We start from the raw sequence: 18,349 nt of genomic DNA, 5'->3' as shown, positions 1-18,349 counted from the left end.
AGTACAGTAGTATAGTAGTAGTACAGTAGTATAGTAGTACCCGCAGTACCAGTAAGAAGTAACGATGGCATACAAATCAGTTTGGACTGATAGTATGCACCATGCACAAACTGTCAGTATCGCACGATAGGCAAACTTGCCAAGGTTGCGATATGACCAAAAGAGGGGTTGAAGCCCCTCTTTTTTATTACTGGTTATTCCTGAAAAGTTTTTAGGTTTTTACTTCATCGCTGCAGCGAAGTTCTCACTCACGAAATCCCAGTTGATAAGTTTGTCAATAAAGGTTTGCGCGTAGTCGGGACGACGGTTTTGGTAGTCAATGTAGTAAGCATGTTCCCATACGTCCATCGTGAGCAGCGGCTTTTTACCTTCGGTCAGTGGCACTTCGGCATTTGGGGTTTTGGTTACGGCAAGTTTGCCATTATCTAAAACCAGCCATGCCCAGCCCGAACCAAATTGTGTCACGCCTGCTTGTTTGAAAGCCTCTTTGAACTTGCCGAAATCCCCGAAGTCTTCTTTGATTTTATCCATCAAGGCGCCTGTGGGCTCACCTCCGCCGTTTGGCTTCATGCAGTTCCAGTAGAAGGTATGATTCCACACTTGTGCAGCATTGTTGAAAAATGCAGCTTTTGATGCATCTTTAGCGGTTTTCATCACAATCTCTTCGAGCGACGCATTTTCAAATTCTGAGCCCGGCAGCAGATTGTTCAGGTTAGTTACATAGGCTTGATGATGCTTGCCGTAGTGAAATTCAAATGTGCGTGCTGAAAGATGTGGCTCAAGTGCATCTTTTGGATAGGGTAAGTCAGGAAGCGTGAATGGCATAGCGTTTGCTTTCTTTTTTTATTTTTTAGAGTTGGAAAAACTGCAATGCTTCAACCAAAAACGCCTCCGCTTCGTTTCCAAAGCCTTGCTTTGCAAGCATTTAGTAGCTTAAATTGTGTGCAAAATAGGGTTATGTTTGTAAGGAGCAGCAGTTTTTACTCGACCTAATCACTTAAAGTGGAGCCTACAGAAAGCCTTGCAGAACCAGCTAATAGCGTTTGCACTTGCGCTGTACACACTTTGCGTTGCAGGCTGCACGCAACAGGTTAAGTTAGACGAAAGCGACCAAAAGTTTATCGCAGTATATGCTGATGTGCTTGTTTTGCAGGGTAGTTACGCCGCGGTCGGTGATTCGCTTCGAGAGTTTTTTAGCAAAAGTGATAGCCTGAATGCACTTTTTGCAGCGCACGCTTATTCACCTGAAACGTTTGTTCGGCAGTTTGAACGCTATCGTACCGACCCCAAGCGATGGCAAGAAATTCAAATGCGCACGCTGCAAATTTTAGAGGAACGGCGCAATCTGATTCTGCAAGAAAAGCAGGACACGATCTATAGAAAGATTCAGATGCAGTAAAGATTTTTGCGCAACACTAGCATACCAACTTGACAGTGAGAGTAATTGGCGTAACTGGCGGCATTGGCAGCGGCAAGACCACTGTTTGCAACATCTTGCGTAGACTTGGCTGCGACATTTTCAGTGCCGACCTTGCCGCGAAAGCCTTGCAAGAGCGCGACCCCGACATTATTGCAGGCATCAAAGCGCTTTTTGGTGAAGACAGTTACACAGGCACCATGCCGAACCGCAAAAAATTGCCGAAGTTGCTTTCCAAAACCCTGAAAAATTAGCGGCACTCAATCACCTCATTCACCCGAAAGTGTTTGAATGCTTTGAGACCGCTAAAAAAGCTGCCGCACAAAAAGGTGTTAAAGCGCTCGTTAAAGAAGCGGCGATTCTCTTTGAATCAGGCGGCGCCAAACAAGTCGACGATACTATCGCTGTGCTGGCTCGCAAAGACCTGCGCTTCAAACGCCTACAAGAAAGGGGCTTAACAAAAGAGGAAATCGAGCGCCGAATGGCTGCCCAACTCTCTGACGATGATTTGCGCACTCGTGCAGATTATGTTATCGAAAATAATGGCTCACTTGAAGACTTAGAGCGCAGCGTGAAAATAACGCTAGAAAAAATTCTAAGCTCATCGACACCGGTTCGCATCAACCGATAACTATCAACTAATACTATTTTTCAAATTCTATCAGATATGACTCAACAAGATGTGCTCTCATCTGAAAGGCTTTCGCTAAAAGAAAAAGAAAGCGAGATTTTTTTTCATACCTATGCGCGCTTGCCACTTGAAATTTCGCACGGTGAAGGCGTCTATCTCTACACCAAAGATGGTCGTCAATTTTTGGATATGATTTCAGGCATTGGCGTCAATGCGCTTGGGTATGGCAACCCACGTATTCTTGCAGCGATTGAAGCACAAGCGAAAAAGTACATTCACACGTCCAATCTTTTCCTGCTCGAGCCGCAATTCAAACTTGCAGAAAAACTTCTGGAGCTTACTGGCTTCTCAAAAGTTTTTTTCTCTAACAGCGGCGCAGAAGCTATTGAAGGTGCTATGAAACTTGCACGCAAGTGGGCAAGTGCAATCTCCGAGCAAAAACGCGAGATTCTTTCTCTCACAAATGGATTTCACGGTCGAACCTACGGCGCTGTTACACTTACAGCAAACTCAAAATACCACAAAGGCTTCGAGCCACTTTTGCCTGAAACTGGCTTCATTACCTTCAACGATGTCTCTGATTTAGAAGCGAAAGTTTCCGCACGCACGGCTGCAGTGTTTGTAGAATTTGTGCAAGGCGAAGGCGGCATTTGCGCTATCTCCAAGACTTTTGCTGAAAAACTCGCTGAACTGCGTGAGCGTTACAACTTCCTCATCATTGCTGATGAAGTGCAAGCAGGCTGCGGCAGAACAGGCAAATTTTTTAGTTATATGCACTATGATGTGCAGCCCGATGTGATTTGTGCCGCCAAACCGCTTGGCGGTGGCTTGCCACTCAGCGCTATTATCGGCAATGCGCGTGTTGCCGAAACTTTCACGAAAGGCAATCATGGCACCACGTTTGGCGGCAATCCTGTTGCTTGCGCCGCTGGTCTTGCACTAATCGAGGAGCTCTTGGAGAAGAACTTGATGGAAAATGCAGTCAAAGTCGGCTCCTATTTGCAAAAGCGAGGACATGAGCTGATGCGCAAGCACATTCAGATTCGTTCGGTGCGACAAATTGGATTGATGGTGGGCTTTTCCATGCCACGTGATGCCAGTTTCTATGTAGAAAAAATGCTTGCACACGGCGTTATCATCAACGCTACAAATACCAACGTCATTCGTTTGCTCCCGCCACTGACGATTACCGAACATGAAGCTGAAATCTGCATGCATGCACTAGACAAAGTTCTCTCGGAAGAATGGCTGATTAAAAACTAAAAATTGCGCAAGAGGCATTTTTCTCTTTTTTCTTTCAAGAAAATTTCTTAGTCTCGCTCAACTTCAAAACCTTAACGAATTACCAATTCTGCAAACTCATCACGATGTCGAAACCGCAAGCTACTTCCGAAAGAAAGCGTGACCGCGAAAAGCGAAAATCTGCCGAGCGTTCCAGTAAGAAATCTGCTCTCTCACTGACCATGCCGCTGCGCAAGGAAAACTACCTTTTCATTGCAATTGGTATTGCTATGATTATAGGAAGCTATGTGTTGATGGCAATTGATAACAGTGTCGATGGCTTTATCTCGCTGACGCTCTGCCCTATTCTTCTCATTGGCAGTTACGCGTGGATTGTCTATGCAATTCTTTATCAGCCCAAATCTGATGAGCCAAAAGTAGAGAGCACATCGTCATAAAGCAGGACAGGTCAATCAAAACACTTCTGATGGAAGTCAGTTAGGCTTGCGCTGCAAGTTTTCAAGTCAGAGTGTAGCCTTGCCCGACTAACATCAGTTAGTTGTCGTTCTCATCTTTTTATTGGTCTCATTCCACACTTAAAAATCACATTGGGTTGCTCTCGTGTTAGGCTGCTCTTGTTTGTTTAGCACAAGTACTCATGTTTTACTTAGTACTCGCCTTCACCGCGTTTTTTGCTTGCGGCAGGTAGCAAGATAGGTGTATTGAGGCGTAAGGAATCACCGCCTGGAATGAGTGATGCATATCGGCGCAAACAAGCTTCAGTAAAAAACTCCACATAAGCACGCGGCGATGAGGCATCGGTTGGTTGGTTAGTATCGAGTGAAATCAAACGCGTGTAGACATTGCTCGGTCGGGCAAAATACTGTGCGCTGTATTTCAAGGATTTATCATCATAGCAGGCTTTCATAAACATCGCCCATATTGGTAATGCTGCACGGGAGCCTTGCCCATAGCTCATTGAGGTAAACTTTATGCGTTGGTCATCAAAGCCTGTCCAGACACCAGCGACAAGTTGCGGCGTGAAGCCCATAAACCATGCATCGCCCTGCTCTTGTGTTGTGCCTGTTTTTCCTCCTGCTTCGTAGCGAAAGTTATACTTTGAGCGTGCCGCTGCACCTGTACCTCTGTCCATGACACCTTTGAGCATGGTTACCATCACGTAGTTTGTCGCTGGGTTTAAGGCTTCACGCTTGACGGGTTTATTACTTAAAATCACATTGCCAAATCGATCTTCAATGCGCAAGATGCTGATGGGCGAGACATGCACACCATTGTTTGCAAATGTGCCGTAAGCGGACGTCATTTCCAGCGGGGTAACAACTGAGGCTCCCAAGGCTAACGCCAAATTTTCTTCGAGTGGTGTTTCAATGCCCATTCGACGGGCATACTGAGCGATTTTTGAAGGCGGCACATGGGCTTGTGCCAAACGAATGGTAACAAGGTTCATAGAGTTTGCAATTGCATCACGCAGTGTTACCAGGCCGCCGACATCTTTCTCTGAATTTTCAGGCATCCACATTTTTTGTGGGGTCTTGATGGCAATCGGCTGATTGAGAATTTTGTAGTTCGGTGGAATGCCTTGGTCAATAGCACCTGTGTAGACAAAGGGTTTGAAGGTGGAGCCAGGCTGACGCTTGGCTTGCCAGACATGGTCGAACTTATACTTAACAAAGTCTGTGCCGCCTACCCATGCTTTGATGTGCCCCGTTGAAGGTTCAATGGCTACAAAGGCAACTTGCACGACCGTTTTTTCATAGAGCAGTGTGTCTAACCAACCTTTGTCATTTTTTAGTTGGCGAATAGCCTCTTTTTCTGAAATGCCTTTTGTAATGAGTTCTTTGAAGCGGTCAGATTCTTTAATAAACACTGTACGCAGCGAGTCACCGCGTTTGGAATCCCACTTCCAATTTTTGTTGAACTCATTTTGTAGCATGGGCAAGTGGCGTTGAATAGCACGTTCGGCATGCGCTTGCATGCGTGTGTCGAGCGTAGTGTAAATCACTAAGCCATCGCGGTAGATGTCAAACTTATGCTTTTCCGCCTCACTTTGAAGTTGCCTGCGCACATATTCTGTGAAATAAGGTGCAATGCCTAAGTCGGTAACGGGCGTATAGTGCAATTCGATTTTGGAGGCGCGGTATTTTTCAGCCTCACGTGCAGTAATGAACTTAGCGCGCTCCATTAGGCTAATGACCAGATTGCGCCGAGCCTGTGCATCTTTCGGATTCTTGACCGGGTTGTATCGAGCCGGTTCTTTGAGCGCAGCAACCAAAAGTGCGCTTTCCGGCACAGTGAGCTGCGAGGCGGGTTTTGCAAAGTATGTCCACGCCGCTGCTTCCACACCATAGGCACCTTCGCCAAAGTAGACCGTGTTGAGATAGAGCGACAGAATTTCATCTTTCGTGTAGGTGCGCTCAATCTGAATTGAAATTAGAAGTTCTTGGAGTTTGCGACTCAAACTCCGCTCTGGTGTCAGCCAAAGGTTACGTGCAAGTTGCTGCGTGATAGTACTGGCGCCGCGTGCGCGTCTGCCACGCAAGACGAGACCGATATTTTCGACCATTGCACGCATCAAGCGCGGCGCATCAAGTCCCCAGTGCTCATAGAATCCGACATCTTCCGTTGCAATCAGCGCGTGAATGACATGTGGAGAAATCGAATCCAAGCGTACCACCGTGCGATTCTGATTGAAGAATTTGGTCAGCAACACCCCATCTGCCGAATACACTTCGGTAGCAAGTTGTGGCTTTGGGTTTTCAAGCTGTTCAAGGCTAGGCAGGCTGCGCGAGAGTATGACGATAAGAATGATGGCTGCAAAAAACCGATGCCAATTGTACCTACTATCGCATAGAAGATGCGGTCAAGCAGTTGCCGACGTCGTGCAATACGGCGTCGTGCTTCAGGATCGTTGAAGTATCTTTCGCGTTCCTTCGATGAGTAAGGATTTTCGCCAGTTGAGTTTTCTGGTGAAAGAGGCGCCTGATTCTCCATTCAGTCTTTCTTGATAGAAACAGCGTTTACAGCCATAGTTTGAAGTACAAAGATAGCGCGAGGCAGCCATTGCGCAAAGTGTGCAAAGTTTCATCAAGTCATGCCATCTTGAGCAAGATGTCGGTCATCCACGTTGAATCAGTAACACTCCTGTCAGCAGCAGTGCTACACCAAACACCCTTTCCACGCTGATAGGATGTTCGGAAAAGCCAAGCCACCCAAAGTGGTCTATGGTGATTGAAGCAAGCATTTGTCCTGTAATCGTTGCTGCAATGAGTGTCGCAGAGCCCAGTTTCGGCGCCAGCACAATTGAGAGCGTGACATACATTGCACCAATCGCGCCACCAAACCATGACCAAACTGGCACCGTGCTTAAGGTGCTTAGCGCCGGTGTGCTCAACCGACTGAAAAGTGCGTAGAGCGTCAGGCAAAGTGTGCCAACGCTAAATGATGTCAGCGATGCCCACACAGGGCTACCTACACTCTGACGCAAGGTTGCATTCATGCCAACTTGCATCGGTAAAATCGCACCTGCAACTAGAGCAAGGAGCAAAAAAAGCCACTGTGGCATCATCTCAATGAAGGCTTGATGTTTTGTTATGATGTTTCAACTTTTCCCAGACGCGCACTTGGCGTCTTTTGCTTATCGCTTTGAGCACCATCTTTATTGCTCAGCGACCTCTAATTTTTGTGCTTGAAATTGATAATATCGTATTTTTGCGAATCCTTCTAAAAACTACAAATCAAACTTGCGCAATATGCAAACTTTGCGAATCGGCGTTACTCAATGTTCAAAAACCCCACAATACATCAATTGGTTGAAAGATGGCGAAAAATTTGGCTATCAGCTCGAGTGCATTGAGCTGCCTTTCAAAGGCAGCCACACCGACGCGCTTTTGAAGCAAAATCTTGATGCCTTACATCACCTTGATGCGATTGTCTTCACGGGTGGTGAAGATGTTGAGCCAAAACGGCTTGGCGTTGTCTTGAGCCCAGAAGAACTCTCTTACTTCGATATTGTCTCTGAACCTGAGCGCGATGAGATGGAATGGGCACTTGCAGAGGCGAGTTTGGAGCGGCGCTTGCCCATTTTTGGCATCTGCCGTGGCATGCAGCTCATCAATGTGGTAATGGGCGGCACGCTTTACTTGGATATTGACAAACAAGGCGCATCGCCGCAAACCCACAAGAAGTTCGACCCAGAGCATAGCCGCTATCATGCCGTTACGCTCGAGAAAAACTCACTGCTCTACGAACTAATAGGCGAAACCTACACGGATTTTGTCAGTTCACGTCATCACCAAGGTATTGAGAAAATCGGTCATGGCTTGAAGCCAGTTGCGTACTCACCTGATGGTATCATTGAAGCGTTAGAATCTTCTGCACCTGAACAAACGATTTTGCTTGTGCAGTGGCACCCTGAACGCATGTGGCTTGAAGCGCGGCGCGACCACAGACCTGAATTCAACAATGCATTTTCAGAAAATTTGCTCAAAGGCTTTCTTTCATTTCTGGCAGAGAAAAAAGTTCAACCTGCATAAGCGTAGCCCACTTTGAAAGAGCACTGGAATATTTTCTTGATTGCTGTCATGTTCCTAACCCGTATCCCTGTTGGTAAGTGGATAGACTATGAACAGGGATTGCTGGCGCGCTCGACGCTGTATTTTCCGCTTGTTGGTGCCGGTGTAGGTATGATCGCTGCCGGTGCGTTGTGGTTATGCGCGCTGGCCTTCCCGCTCTCGCTTGCCGTGTTGTTATCCATGCTGACGACAATTCTTGTTACAGGTGCATTTCATGAAGATGGGCTTGCCGATAGCGCTGATGGCTTTGGGGGCGCTGCTGAAAAAGCGCGTGTGCTGGAGATTATGCGCGATAGTCGTATCGGCACTTTTGGCGCAATTGCCCTCTGGTTTTTACTTACGGCAAAGTGGATACTGCTCACACACCTCTGTGAGCTGCGCCTTGAAACTGCAATGCTATCGCTCATTATCGCCCATTCAGCGGGGCGATGGTCTAGCCTTTGGCTTATTTGGCGCTTGGAGTATGTGCGCGCAGAATCTGCTACGGCTAAACCTTTTGCCAGCAGCGTTACTCCACGTCGGTTTTGGCTTGCATCGTCAGCATTTGTGCTCATTGCGTTGCTTTGCTTTAACTGGCTTGCTTTTTTTATCGTCATCGCTGCTTTTGTCGTGAGTGCCTTTGCTGCAGGCTTTTTCAAACGCAGGATTGGAGGCATTACAGGCGACACTCTGGGTGCAGCCAATCAGATTGTCGAACTTTCGTTATATTTCGTAATTTTGACTTTTGAGAACGCTTCAAAAACCTTGATGCCAGAATGGAAGTTTTTTTAGTGCGCCATACAGAAATTGAGCAGAATGGCGAAGCGCGATGCATTGGTCAAACCAATGTGCCGCTCTCTGAGCTTGGCAAACAGAACATTCACCTCGTTGCAGCTCGATTGGTTGCCCTAAAACCTGATTTAATCATTTCAAGCGATCTGGATCGCTGCCTTGCCCTTGCAGAGTCTGCTTCCAGTCAACTTGGGCTTTCAGTTGAAACCTCACGCTCATGGCGCGAAGTAGATTTTGGTCAATGGGAAAATCGGACTTGGGAAGATATTGAGCGCAACGATAGCCTTGTCTTGCAAGCGTGGATGAAAGATTTTGTGCGTGTTACACCGCCTGATGGTGAATCATTTCAATCACTGCACTACCGCATCGGTCTGCAAATGGATTTGCTTTTGCAACGCCCTGAACAGCGCGTTGTGATTGTTACGCATGCTGGACCGATTCGCGCCGCACTCTGTCATGCTATTGGCTTACCGCTTCAACGCGCCTTCTCGGTCGATGTTGCCTTTGGTGGCATCATGCACTTGCAGCACAACAATGGTCAATGGTCGCTACACGGTCTGAACAACTAGTCTTCTTGTGCAAATCTTTGCGCCGAATTCACTTGTCTTTGCGTTTCGGTCTTTTGCAGCTCTTCATCTTTGCACTGCCCTTTCTTTTTCTGAACCTTTCGTGTAAAAAAAGTCAAGAGCACAGCGCATCACCCAAACCTATTGTTGTAGCTATTGCAAACGACTTTGATCATCTCAATCCGCTGCTGATTCAGCTCTCGCTCTCACGCGAGGTCTGCATCCAAGTCTTTCCTAAATTGGTTCTTGCCGACTTTGATGAAGCCACTGGCGAAGTGCGCTACTCACCTTGTCTTGCTACACGCTGGGAATTTTCTGATGATGGCAGGCGCGCTACATTTTACTTGCGCAGTGATGCAGAGTGGGACGACGGTCAGCCCATTACTGCCGCCGACCTCAAATTTTCTTATCAACTTTATGCACACCCTGCTGTTGCCAGCACACGTCAGCAGTATGTTCAAGACTTGCTGCGCGACCAAAATGGCAATATCGATTTTGAGCGCGCTGTTCAAACCCCGAACGATACCACACTTATTCTCACTTTTAATAAGCCGCTCGCCCCGCTCATCATTTTAGATCACTTCTACGACCTGATGCCAGTTGCAAAGCACATTTTCGAAAAGATTGATCCGAAGGATTTGCGAGCAAAGTCTGCAGAGTTAGCAATCGTGGGCGGCGGTCCTTTCAAAGTTGAAAAATGGGAACGGCAAAAATCACTTGTGCTGGTCTCAAATCCACGCTCCGTTTTGCCACATCCTGCAAAAGTGCAGCGCATCGTTTTTCGCATTATTCCAGAGTATGCAACACGTCTTGCCGCCTTTAAAACCGGTGAAGTCGACGTGATTATGTCCGCTGGCGGTATTAGTCCAAAAGATCTTGGCGAAGTGCAGCAAAACCCTAATCTCGATGTGCTAGCAGTGCGCGCCCGCAGTTTTGACAGCATTGTCTGGCTTACAATCGATGGTGAGGCTTATCGTACCAGCAGTAAAATCGTACCTAATTTTTTCTTTGGCGATAAACGCGTGCGTCAAGCTATGACTTACGCAATCAATCGTCAGGCTATTGCAGAGGGCTTCATGGGCAAAGATCGTGCAACCATTGTCAATACCTCTCTTTCACCTGCCTACAAAAGCATTTTGCATCCATCATTGCACCCTTACGACTACAATCCTCAAAAAGCCCTTGAACTGCTTCGTGCTGCTGGCTGGCAGCGTGGCAAATCTGGCACACTAGAAAAAGATGGCAAACCCTTTGCTATCACACTGGCTTACCCTGCTGGCAATCAGCGCCGCATGTACGCCGCCACCGCTATTCAACAAAACCTCAAAGAAATTGGCATTGAGTGTACGCTTTCTGCTGCTGAAGCCGTTGTCTTTAATGACAATCAAAATCAATTGCGCTACGATGCCGCCCTCTCTGGTCTTTCTGCAGAAACTTTACCGTTTCAACTTACAATTTGGAACTCCGACTTTAAGAATACGCCCTTTAATTCCTCTTGCTTTCAAAACGCACGATTGGATACGCTGTGCCAACGCCTCACTGAACCCCTTCCCGCTGACACCGCCCTCCGATACTGGCACGAATACCAAGAGATTCTGCATGATGAACAACCGCGAACTTTTCTTTACTACTATGATGAACTGCAAGGCTTCAACAAGCGCATTAGGAATGTCAAAGTAAACATGCTTGCCGTTCTGATTAATGCACACGAATGGGAAATCAAGTAATTGACTTGCTCTCACTTGATTTATCTCTTTAGCAATGAGCAGGATGTGGAGCAGGCTTGTAGCAATGTGGTCCCTGCAGGACTTGAACCTGCGACCAAGCGATTATGAGTCGCCTGCTCTGACCAACTGAGCTAAGGGACCATTTGCCTAAAGTCTGAAGGAAGTGTAAAGATAATTTTTGCAACTTGCTTCTACAAGGAAAAGTAAGACACTATGCTGGCGGCATCAAGGCAATGTTTTCACGCAGCGCATAAAGTGATCCCCTCGGCGTTAGGCGGCTTTCAATGAGCGCAAAGGCATCCACATGCTGTCTGCCAAGTTTTACAGGTTTTAAGGTTTGTGCTGCTTTAGCCAAGCCGCTGAGATGATAACCTTGGCGAACTCGTCCGATAGTTACATGTGCTGCAAACTTGCGTGTCTCTTTTGGGAAGCCTCTTTCGGTGAGTCGGTCATTGATAGAAGCAGCAAGACTAGCTAAATATGGCGCTCCTTCCTCTACGCCTATCCAGAGAATTTGTGGATGCGCAAGAGAAGGAAAAGCGTTGAACTCACACAACGCAATGTCAAAAGCCCCAACAGTTGCTGCCTCATGCAGCGCTTCTGTAAGTGCAGGCAACTTTTCTGCGCTCACTGTGCCCAAGAATTTTAGAGTCAGATGCAAATTTTCTGGCTGAACCCATTTGACTGCTGCCGACATGCTTGGACACGCTTCGCTCAATGCAGCACAAAAGCGTCTTACAGCCTCACGCAGCGAGACTTCTAAAAAAATTCCAACAAAAAGTCGCATCGTTTCTCAATAAGGAAGAGCTAAAATTTAGCTAAGCTAAAAATTTAAATTTTCCTTGTCAAAGGCGTAAATTCAGCAGAGTTTCTAAGGGCATACAACCCAGTTTATACTAATTATCCATCATACTGGCAGCACAAGGCATTTCTCTGCTGGCGCTCTAGTTTACCTTGCGTTTATGCTAAGTATGTTTGTTAGCCTGGCATTAAAGTTTTTCCAGAAAAATGATGAGCAGTGAAGCTTTAGAATTGCAATTGCAATCTGCCGTTAGCAACACCTTAAGAGTTGATGTGCTCAATGCGCTTGCATGGCAAATTCGACACTCTGACCCAAGGCGTGCATTGACACTTGCTGAAGAAGCCTATAGGCTTTCTACAGCAGAGCATTATGCCAAAGGGATTGCTTACAGCCTGCGTAACAAAGGCACGTTCTTGGCGATGCTTTCTTGCTACAGTGAAGCCCTTACCGTCTCGCTTGAAGCGGTTGAACACTTTGCTGCAATGAATGACTTGGACGGCAAAGCCTCTACACTCAACACGCTGGGCGTTATTTACACCGACCTGAGCGACTACGAAAAAGCACTTCACTACTACGATGAAAGCCTGAAACTCTTCGAGGACATCGGCGACCAGCACGGCGAAGTGATGACGATTATGAACATTGGCTCGATTTATCAAGAGTTGGGCGATTACAATCAAGCGTTAGGATATTTTTGGAAAGTCTCAGTATTAGCCATGTGCTGAATAGCCATAACATCGAAGCCAACGCTCTTAACCATATCGGCGAAGTCTATGCGGCTATGCAAAAGCCAAAGCAAGCCTTAGAGTATTTCAAGAAGGGATTAGAGGTTGTGCAAGCCATGGACTTGCGCCGCACCGAGAGCGTCATCTTGCTCAATTTGGGCAAAGCCTACATTGCTCTTGGCGATCCTGAAAATGCGCTGTCTTTTATGATGCAAAGCACGCAGTTTGCACGCGAATTAGGCGATAGGCGCATTGAGGCTGAAAGTCTCGGGTGCGTGGGTATGCTTTATCGTGGGCTCAACGACCTTAAAAAAAGCCGAGCACCGTTTTCTGCAAGCCTTGCACATTGCTCAGGAAATTGGGGCAAAAGACTTAGAGTATTGTTACCACCTTGAGCTCTCCGAGATTTTTGAGACGATGGGCGATTTGAAAGCGGCATTAGCGCACTACAAAGCGTTTCACTGTGTCAAAGAAGAAGTTTTTGGAGAAGAAGCCAGCAAGCGGGTACGCCGTGTTACGATTGAGCGCGAAGTAGAAAAAGCGCAGCGCGAAGCTGAACTGGTAAGAGTGCGCAACTTAGAACTTACTAAAGCCAACAAAGCGCTCGAGGAAGCCAACCACCTTAAAACCGAACTCTTGGGCATTGCCGCACACGACCTCAAAATCCGCTTTTTCGATTATGACTTTTGCCGACATGTTGCTCGATCCCGCCTCACCTATGGCAGAAAGACCGGCGCAGGTTCTTTCGCTTATCAAAGACCTTGCTCATCGTATGCATCACATCATCAATGACTTGCTCAATAGCATGACAATTGAGAGCGGCAAGGTCAAACTTAACTTGCGTCTGCTGGATTTAGGTCAACTGGGTGCATTGCTGGTAGCCATCTCATCGGTACGCGCTGAACAAAAAGGTCAAACCTTGACCAGCCACATTGAGCAAAATTGTATTGTGGAAGGTGATGAAGAGCGCTTAAAAGAAATTATTGATAACCTTATCAGTAACGCTATCAAGTACTCACCACATGGTAAAGCCATTGACGTGCGCATCTATCATCGTGAAAAGTGGGTTGTGTTTGAGGTCAGAGATGAAGGACAAGGTTTTTCGCAGGACGAGAAGGAGAAACTCTTCAAGAAGTTTCAGCGTCTGACGGCAAAGCCCACTGGCGGTGAATCTTCAACGGGACTTGGCTTAGCCATCGTTAAGCAATTAGTCGAAATGCATGGCGGCAGAGTCTGGGCTGAATCAGAAGGACCTGGGAGAGGCAGTACGTTTGCATTTGAACTTGCGCAGGCTGAAGTAGAATGAACACTAAGCTACTCTAACATCCAGTACACACGCGTCTTAGGGGTGTTAGCCGCCCCTACATGTGCTAGATTTCCACTCAAGCCCCAACTTTCGTTTCGCAGTGCTCAGTGAGCATGATTTCAAAATCATGCTTTTTTCCTATCTTAGTGTAAAAATTACACTAAAAGAGACTTTATAGCGTGCCATATACTTACGCTTATCCGCGCCCGGCGCTTGCAGTCGATTGTGTCGTATTTGGCTATGATGGTGCCGATCTAAAACTTCTCTTAATTGAGCGTGCTAAAGAGCCATTTAAAGGCGCATTTGCTTTGCCCGGCGGATTTATCAAAATGAATGAAACGCTCGATGACGCTGCAAAACGCGAACTCTGGGAAGAAACGAGCGTCAAAAATGTGTTTTTGGAACAACTCTATACCTTCGGTGCCCCAAAGCGCGACCCAAGAGATAGAGTCATTTCAGTTGCTTACTATGCTCTTGCGCGGCTCGCGCATCACAGGCTCAAAGCCCGCAGCGATGCGCGACATGTAATCTGGCATCCTATTCATAACATTCCCAAACTTGCTTTTGACCATAACCTTATTGTTCAAACCGCTATCGCACGCCTTCGCAGCAAGGTTACCTATCAGCCTATCGGCTTTGAGCTCTTGCCTAAAAAATTTACCCTAACTGAATTACAACGCTTCTATGAAGCGATTTTAGGACACGAACTCGATAAGCGTAACTTTCGCAAGAAGATATTGAAGTTTGGCATCTTAGAGCCTCTCGGTGAATATCAAGAAGGTGTGGCGCACCGCAAAGCGGAGTATTATCGCTTCAATAAAAAGAAATATGATGCACTTGCAAAGTCAGGTTTTTATTTTGACTTGCAGAATTTTGTAGCCTAGCAAAAGCCTTATGTTCCTGAGCAGAGACCGAATCAGAAGCTCAGACTTAGCTTTTTAATTGCATGAATTAAACTTGCATGAATTAAACTTGAGGGAAACGACATGACACTACACAACTTGATTCTTCTGACAGATTCCTACAAAATCAGCCATTACAAGCAATATCCGCCGAAAACGGAAAATGTCTATTCGTATTTTGAGTCACGTGGTGGGCGTTTCAAAGAAGTGGTTTTTTTCGGACTGCAGTATTATCTCAAAGCCTATCTGGCAGGAGAAGTTATCACTAAGAAAAAAATTGATGAGGCTGAAGAATGTTGCGCTGCGCACTTTGGCAACGCCTTTGTTTTTAACCGCACAGGTTGGGAGTATATCGTCGATGCACACAGAGGTCGTTTGCCTGTTAGAATCAAAGCGGTGCCCGAGGGGTTTGTTGTGCCCACACAAAATGTGCTCATGACGGTTGAAAACACAGATATGAATTGCTACTGGCTTACAAACTACTTAGAAACGCTGCTTGTGCAAGTCTGGTATGGCTGCACTGTCGCTACACAGTCGCGCGAGATTAAACGCTTGATTTTGGATTACCTTGCTGAAACTGGTAGCCCTGACCTTATCGATTTTAAGCTGCACGATTTTGGGTTCAGAGGTGTCTCTTCAGTTGAATCGGCGATGATAGGCGCTGCCGCACACCTTGTTAATTTTGCGGGAACGGATACGTTGCCCGGCTTGCTGTTGATTCGCAATTATTATGAGAGCCAAGCGATGTTTGGCTTCTCAATTCCTGCTGCTGAGCATAGCACCATTACATCGTGGGGCAAAGAAAACGAAGTACAAGCATTCGAGAACATGCTGCGCCAATACCCGACTGGTACAATTGCCGTCGTGAGCGATTCTTACGATATCTACCACGCTTGTGAGCATCTCTGGGGCGAAGTCTTGCGTCAAGACGTGCTCTCGCGTGATGGCACCCTTGTCATTCGTCCCGATTCAGGCAACCCGAAAGATGTCGTGCTGCGCGTTGTAGAAATTTTAGGTGAAAAGTTTGGTTATGAACTTAACCGCAAGCAGTTCAAAGTCTTACATCCCAAAGTGAGAGTCATTCAGGGCGACGGCGTCAATTACGACACCATTGCTGAAGTTTTAGAGACACTCAAGCAGCATGGATGGTCAGCCGATAATATCGCATTTGGAATGGGCGGTGCACTGCTGCAGAAACTCGACCGCGATACACAGAAGTTTGCTTTCAAATGCAGCAGCATCACGATTCAAAACGAAATGCGTGACGTCTTCAAAAGTCCAATCACTGACAATGGCAAGCAGTCTAAGCGCGGACGATTGAAACTTGTCAAAAGCGGCGATACCTTCAAGACCGTTAGCCAACACGAGAGCGGCGAAGATATTTTGCAGACTGTTTTTGAGAATGGCGAAATTGTGCGACAGTATTCGTTTGAGGAAGTAAAACGAAATGCTGTACTGCCACTTCCTGTCAATCTTTAGGCAAGCATGTTGAAAAGTCCATACCTGCGCTTCAATCAATCTCTATCAACACGCATTATGAGTGCATTAGGAATTGTCGAAACAAAAGGATTTGTCGGTGCCTTAGAGGCAGCCAACGCGATGCTCAAATCGGGAAATGTAGAATTTGTCAGCAAAGAATACATTGGCGGCGGTTACGTGGCTGTCATTGTCAAAGGGGAGCAGCCTGCGGTCAAACATGCCGTTGAAGCGGGCGCAATTGCAGCACAGCGTGCTGGTGAACTTATCTCTGCTCATGCGCTTGAAAATCCGCATGAAGATTTGCACAAATTGCTCACCAAAGTATAGCGCCATGCTGCACGAAGTCCGCCCTTCACACACAGCAAGCTATCTTGCAATTAGGATGGTTTTGTCTTGTTATCGATGCGAAATCCCATTTGCGAGGATGTTTCAGGTGCACCGATGATTTTAATTGTGCCAAATGCACTCTCGTATTTTTGAATGTTGTCTTGCAGCGCCAGCAAAAATGACTTTGCGTGTTGCGGTGTCATGACAATTCTTGCACTTACTTTGGCTTTCGCAATGCCGGGCAATACACGTGTGAAATCAATCACAAACTCGGCAGGTGAATGATTGATGAGCACAAAATTAGAGTAAGTCCCTTCTGCCATTTTCTCGTCAATTTCAATGTTGAGTTGAAACGGCTGTTGCGGTTGTGGTTCAGGCGTCATTGGAGTTGTATCGGGTTAAGTTAAGTGAATGTGTTTAGCATCCTTGCAGCAAGCGATGGTTGTCCTATCGCGCTGTCTCAATCTGCGGCATTGCAAGTGCTAGTGCAGCATGCAATTCCTCTATCAAGTCTTCTTTTTCTTCAATTCCAATAGAGAGGCGAATCAAGCCCTCGGTGATACCAAGTTTTCTGCGCTGCTCTACGGGCACAGCGGCGTGTGTCATCTCCCACGGATAGCAAACCAGACTTTCAACGCAGCCTAAACTTTCCGCAAATGTGAAAATCTGTAAGCCTTTGATGAACGCCTCCACACGTGCTCTTGAACCTAAATCCACAGAGACAATACCCCCGAAGCCGCGTGGCATCTGACGCTTTGCTAATTCATGCTGTGGATGCGTGGGCAAGCCCGGATAATAGACTTTTTCAATTCCACCATGTTGTGCAAGAAAATTGGCAATCGCCAGTGCGTTTTCACACTGCTGACGCATGCGCACCGCCAGCGTTTTGACCGAGCGCATTAGTAGCCAGCAATCAAATGGCGATGGCACGGCGCCTACTGCTTTCTGCTGAAAGCAAAATTTGTCGTAGAGCGATTTGTTGTTTGTCATCAACGCACCGCCTACAATGTCGGAGTGCCCGCCTAGATACTTCGTTGAACTATGCAGCACAACATCAGCCCCCAAATCCAATGGGTTTTGTAGATAGGGACTTGCAAATGTGTTATCGACAGCGAGCAACAACCCATGTGCTTTGGCAAGCGTTGCTACAGCGCAAATGTCGGAGAGCCGCAGCATCGGATTTGTTGGTGATTCAAGGTAGATGAGTTTTGTCTTCGGTGTAATCGCCTTTTCGACTGCCTGCAAATCATTTGTATCCACATAAGAAAATGTGATGCCATACCTGGCAAGCACTTGATTGAAATAGCGCACGGTGCCACCATAGAGGTCATCGCCAGCAATGATATGGTCTTGTACTTCAAAGAGGCTCATCAGTGCAGCAAGTGCAGCAAGTCCTGACGAAAATGCATTGCAATACATTGCGTTTTCCAAGCCTGCTAAGACGTGTTCTAACTGAGCACGTGTCGGGTTTTGCGCTCGAGAATACTCAAAGCCACCGCGCGGTTGATTGATACCATCTTGTTTGTATGTGGTTGCCATTGAGAGCATTGGCACCACCGCGCCCGTTTTCTCGTCAGGCTCTTGCGCGTGATGAATTGCACGCGTGCTAAAGCCACAGCGTTTTTTGTCCATGTCCATTTAGCCGATAATAAACCGTTGAAATTTTAAGTTACCAAAAAGCCTGCGAAGCCGAAAGGCAAATGCACTGCTTTGTTTCTCTCGTGCTACTTCAACATAAGGCTTCATGCCGATGCTCTTCTGTTGCGCTCCTCTACGCACAGCGCTAGACAATTTGAGTGTAAAAATGTGCGTTGCTACAAAAAACTTGCGGACGGTTTGAACGTTTTACTCCATACGAGAGTTTCTCGCATTTAGAAGTTACC

19 protein-coding genes, 1 tRNA gene and 1 pseudogene are annotated in these 18,349 nt (G+C 46.8%); 14 read left to right on the top strand and 7 right to left on the bottom strand.

Going from position 1 to position 18,349, the window contains the following annotated elements:
• Positions 1–219: 219 nt before the first annotated feature.
• Complete coding sequence (locus CMR00_09380) at positions 220–825, bottom strand: superoxide dismutase [Fe] (protein ID PIO47649.1); 606 nt, start codon at positions 823–825, stop codon at positions 220–222.
• A 196-nt stretch (positions 826–1,021) separates the two neighbouring features.
• On the opposite strand from CMR00_09380, the gene CMR00_09375 reads away from it, so the two are divergent.
• The 4 genes and pseudogenes from CMR00_09375 to CMR00_09360 all read left to right on the top strand — a co-directional run bounded on the left by CMR00_09375 (position 1,022) and on the right by CMR00_09360 (position 3,727).
• Positions 1,022–1,399: a hypothetical protein gene (locus CMR00_09375; GenBank protein PIO47648.1), complete on the top strand. Its 378-nt coding sequence runs from the start codon at positions 1,022–1,024 to the stop codon at positions 1,397–1,399.
• A 29-nt stretch (positions 1,400–1,428) separates the two neighbouring features.
• Positions 1,429–2,048 (top strand): annotated as a pseudogene (locus tag CMR00_09370) (dephospho-CoA kinase).
• Positions 2,049–2,084: 36 nt separating this feature from the next.
• Positions 2,085–3,311 carry an acetylornithine aminotransferase gene (locus tag CMR00_09365; protein PIO47647.1) on the top strand — a complete coding sequence of 409 codons (1,227 nt, stop codon included), beginning with the start codon at positions 2,085–2,087 and terminating at the stop codon, positions 3,309–3,311.
• Between the two features lie 200 nt (positions 3,312–3,511).
• On the top strand, positions 3,512–3,727 hold the full coding sequence (locus CMR00_09360; protein ID PIO47652.1) for a hypothetical protein: 216 nt from the start codon (positions 3,512–3,514) through the stop codon (positions 3,725–3,727).
• Between the two features lie 209 nt (positions 3,728–3,936).
• Here CMR00_09360 and CMR00_09355 read toward each other — a convergent pair whose 3' ends face one another.
• Both CMR00_09355 and CMR00_09350 read right to left on the bottom strand, forming a co-directional pair.
• Complete coding sequence (locus tag CMR00_09355) at positions 3,937–6,099, bottom strand: penicillin-binding protein (protein ID PIO47646.1); 2,163 nt, start codon at positions 6,097–6,099, stop codon at positions 3,937–3,939.
• Between the two features lie 306 nt (positions 6,100–6,405).
• Positions 6,406–6,852 (bottom strand): hypothetical protein, encoded by a 447-nt coding sequence (locus tag CMR00_09350; protein ID PIO47651.1) that lies wholly within the window; start codon positions 6,850–6,852, stop codon positions 6,406–6,408.
• Between the two features lie 187 nt (positions 6,853–7,039).
• Between CMR00_09350 and CMR00_09345 the strand changes: the two genes are divergently transcribed.
• The 4 genes from CMR00_09345 to CMR00_09330 are packed head-to-tail and all read left to right on the top strand — an operon-like array spanning position 7,040 to position 10,925.
• Positions 7,040–7,822, top strand: a complete 783-nt coding sequence (locus tag CMR00_09345) for a hypothetical protein (protein PIO47645.1) — start codon at positions 7,040–7,042, stop codon at positions 7,820–7,822.
• Positions 7,823–7,834: 12 nt separating this feature from the next.
• On the top strand, positions 7,835–8,632 hold the full coding sequence (cobS, locus tag CMR00_09340) for an adenosylcobinamide-GDP ribazoletransferase (protein PIO47644.1): 798 nt from the start codon (positions 7,835–7,837) through the stop codon (positions 8,630–8,632).
• Complete coding sequence (locus CMR00_09335) at positions 8,617–9,201, top strand: hypothetical protein (GenBank protein PIO47643.1); 585 nt, start codon at positions 8,617–8,619, stop codon at positions 9,199–9,201. The genes cobS and CMR00_09335 overlap by 16 nt, the downstream gene beginning before the upstream one ends.
• Positions 9,174–10,925 carry an ABC transporter substrate-binding protein gene (locus CMR00_09330; GenBank protein PIO47642.1) on the top strand — a complete coding sequence of 584 codons (1,752 nt, stop codon included), beginning with the start codon at positions 9,174–9,176 and terminating at the stop codon, positions 10,923–10,925. Before CMR00_09335 ends, CMR00_09330 begins: the two co-directional genes overlap by 28 nt.
• Positions 10,926–10,992: 67 nt before the next feature.
• Here the strand turns inward: CMR00_09330 and CMR00_09325 are convergent.
• Positions 10,993–11,066: transfer RNA gene (locus CMR00_09325), tRNA-Met, on the bottom strand.
• A gap of 70 nt (positions 11,067–11,136) precedes the next feature.
• Complete coding sequence (locus CMR00_09320) at positions 11,137–11,712, bottom strand: RNA 2',3'-cyclic phosphodiesterase (protein PIO47641.1); 576 nt, start codon at positions 11,710–11,712, stop codon at positions 11,137–11,139.
• Positions 11,713–11,933: 221 nt separating this feature from the next.
• Here CMR00_09320 and CMR00_09315 point away from each other — a divergent pair, with 221 nt between their 5' ends.
• The 6 genes from CMR00_09315 (at position 11,934) to CMR00_09290 (ending at position 16,466) form a co-directional block, all read left to right on the top strand.
• Entirely contained in the window at positions 11,934–12,452 is a 519-nt protein-coding gene (locus CMR00_09315) for a hypothetical protein (protein ID PIO47640.1), read from the top strand.
• On the top strand, positions 12,422–12,847 hold the full coding sequence (locus CMR00_09310) for a hypothetical protein (protein PIO47639.1): 426 nt from the start codon (positions 12,422–12,424) through the stop codon (positions 12,845–12,847). Before CMR00_09315 ends, CMR00_09310 begins: the two co-directional genes overlap by 31 nt.
• A gap of 284 nt (positions 12,848–13,131) precedes the next feature.
• Entirely contained in the window at positions 13,132–13,758 is a 627-nt protein-coding gene (locus CMR00_09305; GenBank protein ID PIO47638.1) for a hypothetical protein, read from the top strand.
• A gap of 179 nt (positions 13,759–13,937) precedes the next feature.
• Positions 13,938–14,642 (top strand): NUDIX hydrolase, encoded by a 705-nt coding sequence (locus CMR00_09300; GenBank protein ID PIO47637.1) that lies wholly within the window; start codon positions 13,938–13,940, stop codon positions 14,640–14,642.
• Between the two features lie 102 nt (positions 14,643–14,744).
• Positions 14,745–16,139, top strand: a complete 1,395-nt coding sequence (locus CMR00_09295; protein ID PIO47636.1) for a nicotinate phosphoribosyltransferase — start codon at positions 14,745–14,747, stop codon at positions 16,137–16,139.
• A 57-nt stretch (positions 16,140–16,196) separates the two neighbouring features.
• Positions 16,197–16,466: an ethanolamine utilization protein EutM gene (locus tag CMR00_09290; protein PIO47635.1), complete on the top strand. Its 270-nt coding sequence runs from the start codon at positions 16,197–16,199 to the stop codon at positions 16,464–16,466.
• 50 nt (positions 16,467–16,516) lie between these two features.
• Here the strand turns inward: CMR00_09290 and CMR00_09285 are convergent, their stop codons facing one another.
• Together CMR00_09285 and CMR00_09280 are read right to left on the bottom strand one after the other, a co-directional pair.
• Positions 16,517–16,849 carry a hypothetical protein gene (locus CMR00_09285; GenBank protein ID PIO47634.1) on the bottom strand — a complete coding sequence of 111 codons (333 nt, stop codon included), beginning with the start codon at positions 16,847–16,849 and terminating at the stop codon, positions 16,517–16,519.
• Positions 16,850–16,913: 64 nt separating this feature from the next.
• Positions 16,914–18,098, bottom strand: a complete 1,185-nt coding sequence (locus tag CMR00_09280; GenBank protein PIO47650.1) for a cystathionine gamma-synthase — start codon at positions 18,096–18,098, stop codon at positions 16,914–16,916.
• Between the last annotated feature and the right edge of the window lie 251 nt (positions 18,099–18,349).

The organism is [Chlorobium] sp. 445 (assembly GCA_002763895.1).
In the GTDB taxonomy this organism is placed as follows: Bacteria; Bacteroidota; Chlorobiia; order Chlorobiales; family Thermochlorobacteraceae; genus Thermochlorobacter.
Note: the sequence above shows the minus strand (reverse complement) of the source record. Positions and strands in the feature narration are given on the sequence as shown.

Bases quoted from the DNA above. Each gene is read 5' to 3' on its own strand.
- CMR00_09290 (PIO47635.1), top strand. From the start codon at position 16,197: ATGAGTGCATTAGGAATTGTCGAAACAAAAGGATTTGTCGGTGCCTTA.
- CMR00_09380 (PIO47649.1), bottom strand. From the start codon at position 825: ATGCCATTCACGCTTCCTGACTTACCCTATCCAAAAGATGCACTTGAG.
- CMR00_09320 (PIO47641.1), bottom strand. From the start codon at position 11,712: ATGCGACTTTTTGTTGGAATTTTTTTAGAAGTCTCGCTGCGTGAGGCT.
- CMR00_09330 (PIO47642.1), top strand. From the start codon at position 9,174: ATGGTCGCTACACGGTCTGAACAACTAGTCTTCTTGTGCAAATCTTTG.
- CMR00_09285 (PIO47634.1), bottom strand. From the start codon at position 16,849: ATGACGCCTGAACCACAACCGCAACAGCCGTTTCAACTCAACATTGAA.
- CMR00_09360 (PIO47652.1), top strand. From the start codon at position 3,512: ATGCCGCTGCGCAAGGAAAACTACCTTTTCATTGCAATTGGTATTGCT.
- CMR00_09350 (PIO47651.1), bottom strand. From the start codon at position 6,852: ATGCCACAGTGGCTTTTTTTGCTCCTTGCTCTAGTTGCAGGTGCGATT.
- CMR00_09335 (PIO47643.1), top strand. From the start codon at position 8,617: ATGGAAGTTTTTTTAGTGCGCCATACAGAAATTGAGCAGAATGGCGAA.
- CMR00_09305 (PIO47638.1), top strand. From the start codon at position 13,132: ATGACTTTTGCCGACATGTTGCTCGATCCCGCCTCACCTATGGCAGAA.
- CMR00_09365 (PIO47647.1), top strand. From the start codon at position 2,085: ATGACTCAACAAGATGTGCTCTCATCTGAAAGGCTTTCGCTAAAAGAA.
- CMR00_09345 (PIO47645.1), top strand. From the start codon at position 7,040: ATGCAAACTTTGCGAATCGGCGTTACTCAATGTTCAAAAACCCCACAA.
- CMR00_09280 (PIO47650.1), bottom strand. From the start codon at position 18,098: ATGGACAAAAAACGCTGTGGCTTTAGCACGCGTGCAATTCATCACGCG.
- CMR00_09315 (PIO47640.1), top strand. From the start codon at position 11,934: ATGATGAGCAGTGAAGCTTTAGAATTGCAATTGCAATCTGCCGTTAGC.
- CMR00_09295 (PIO47636.1), top strand. From the start codon at position 14,745: ATGACACTACACAACTTGATTCTTCTGACAGATTCCTACAAAATCAGC.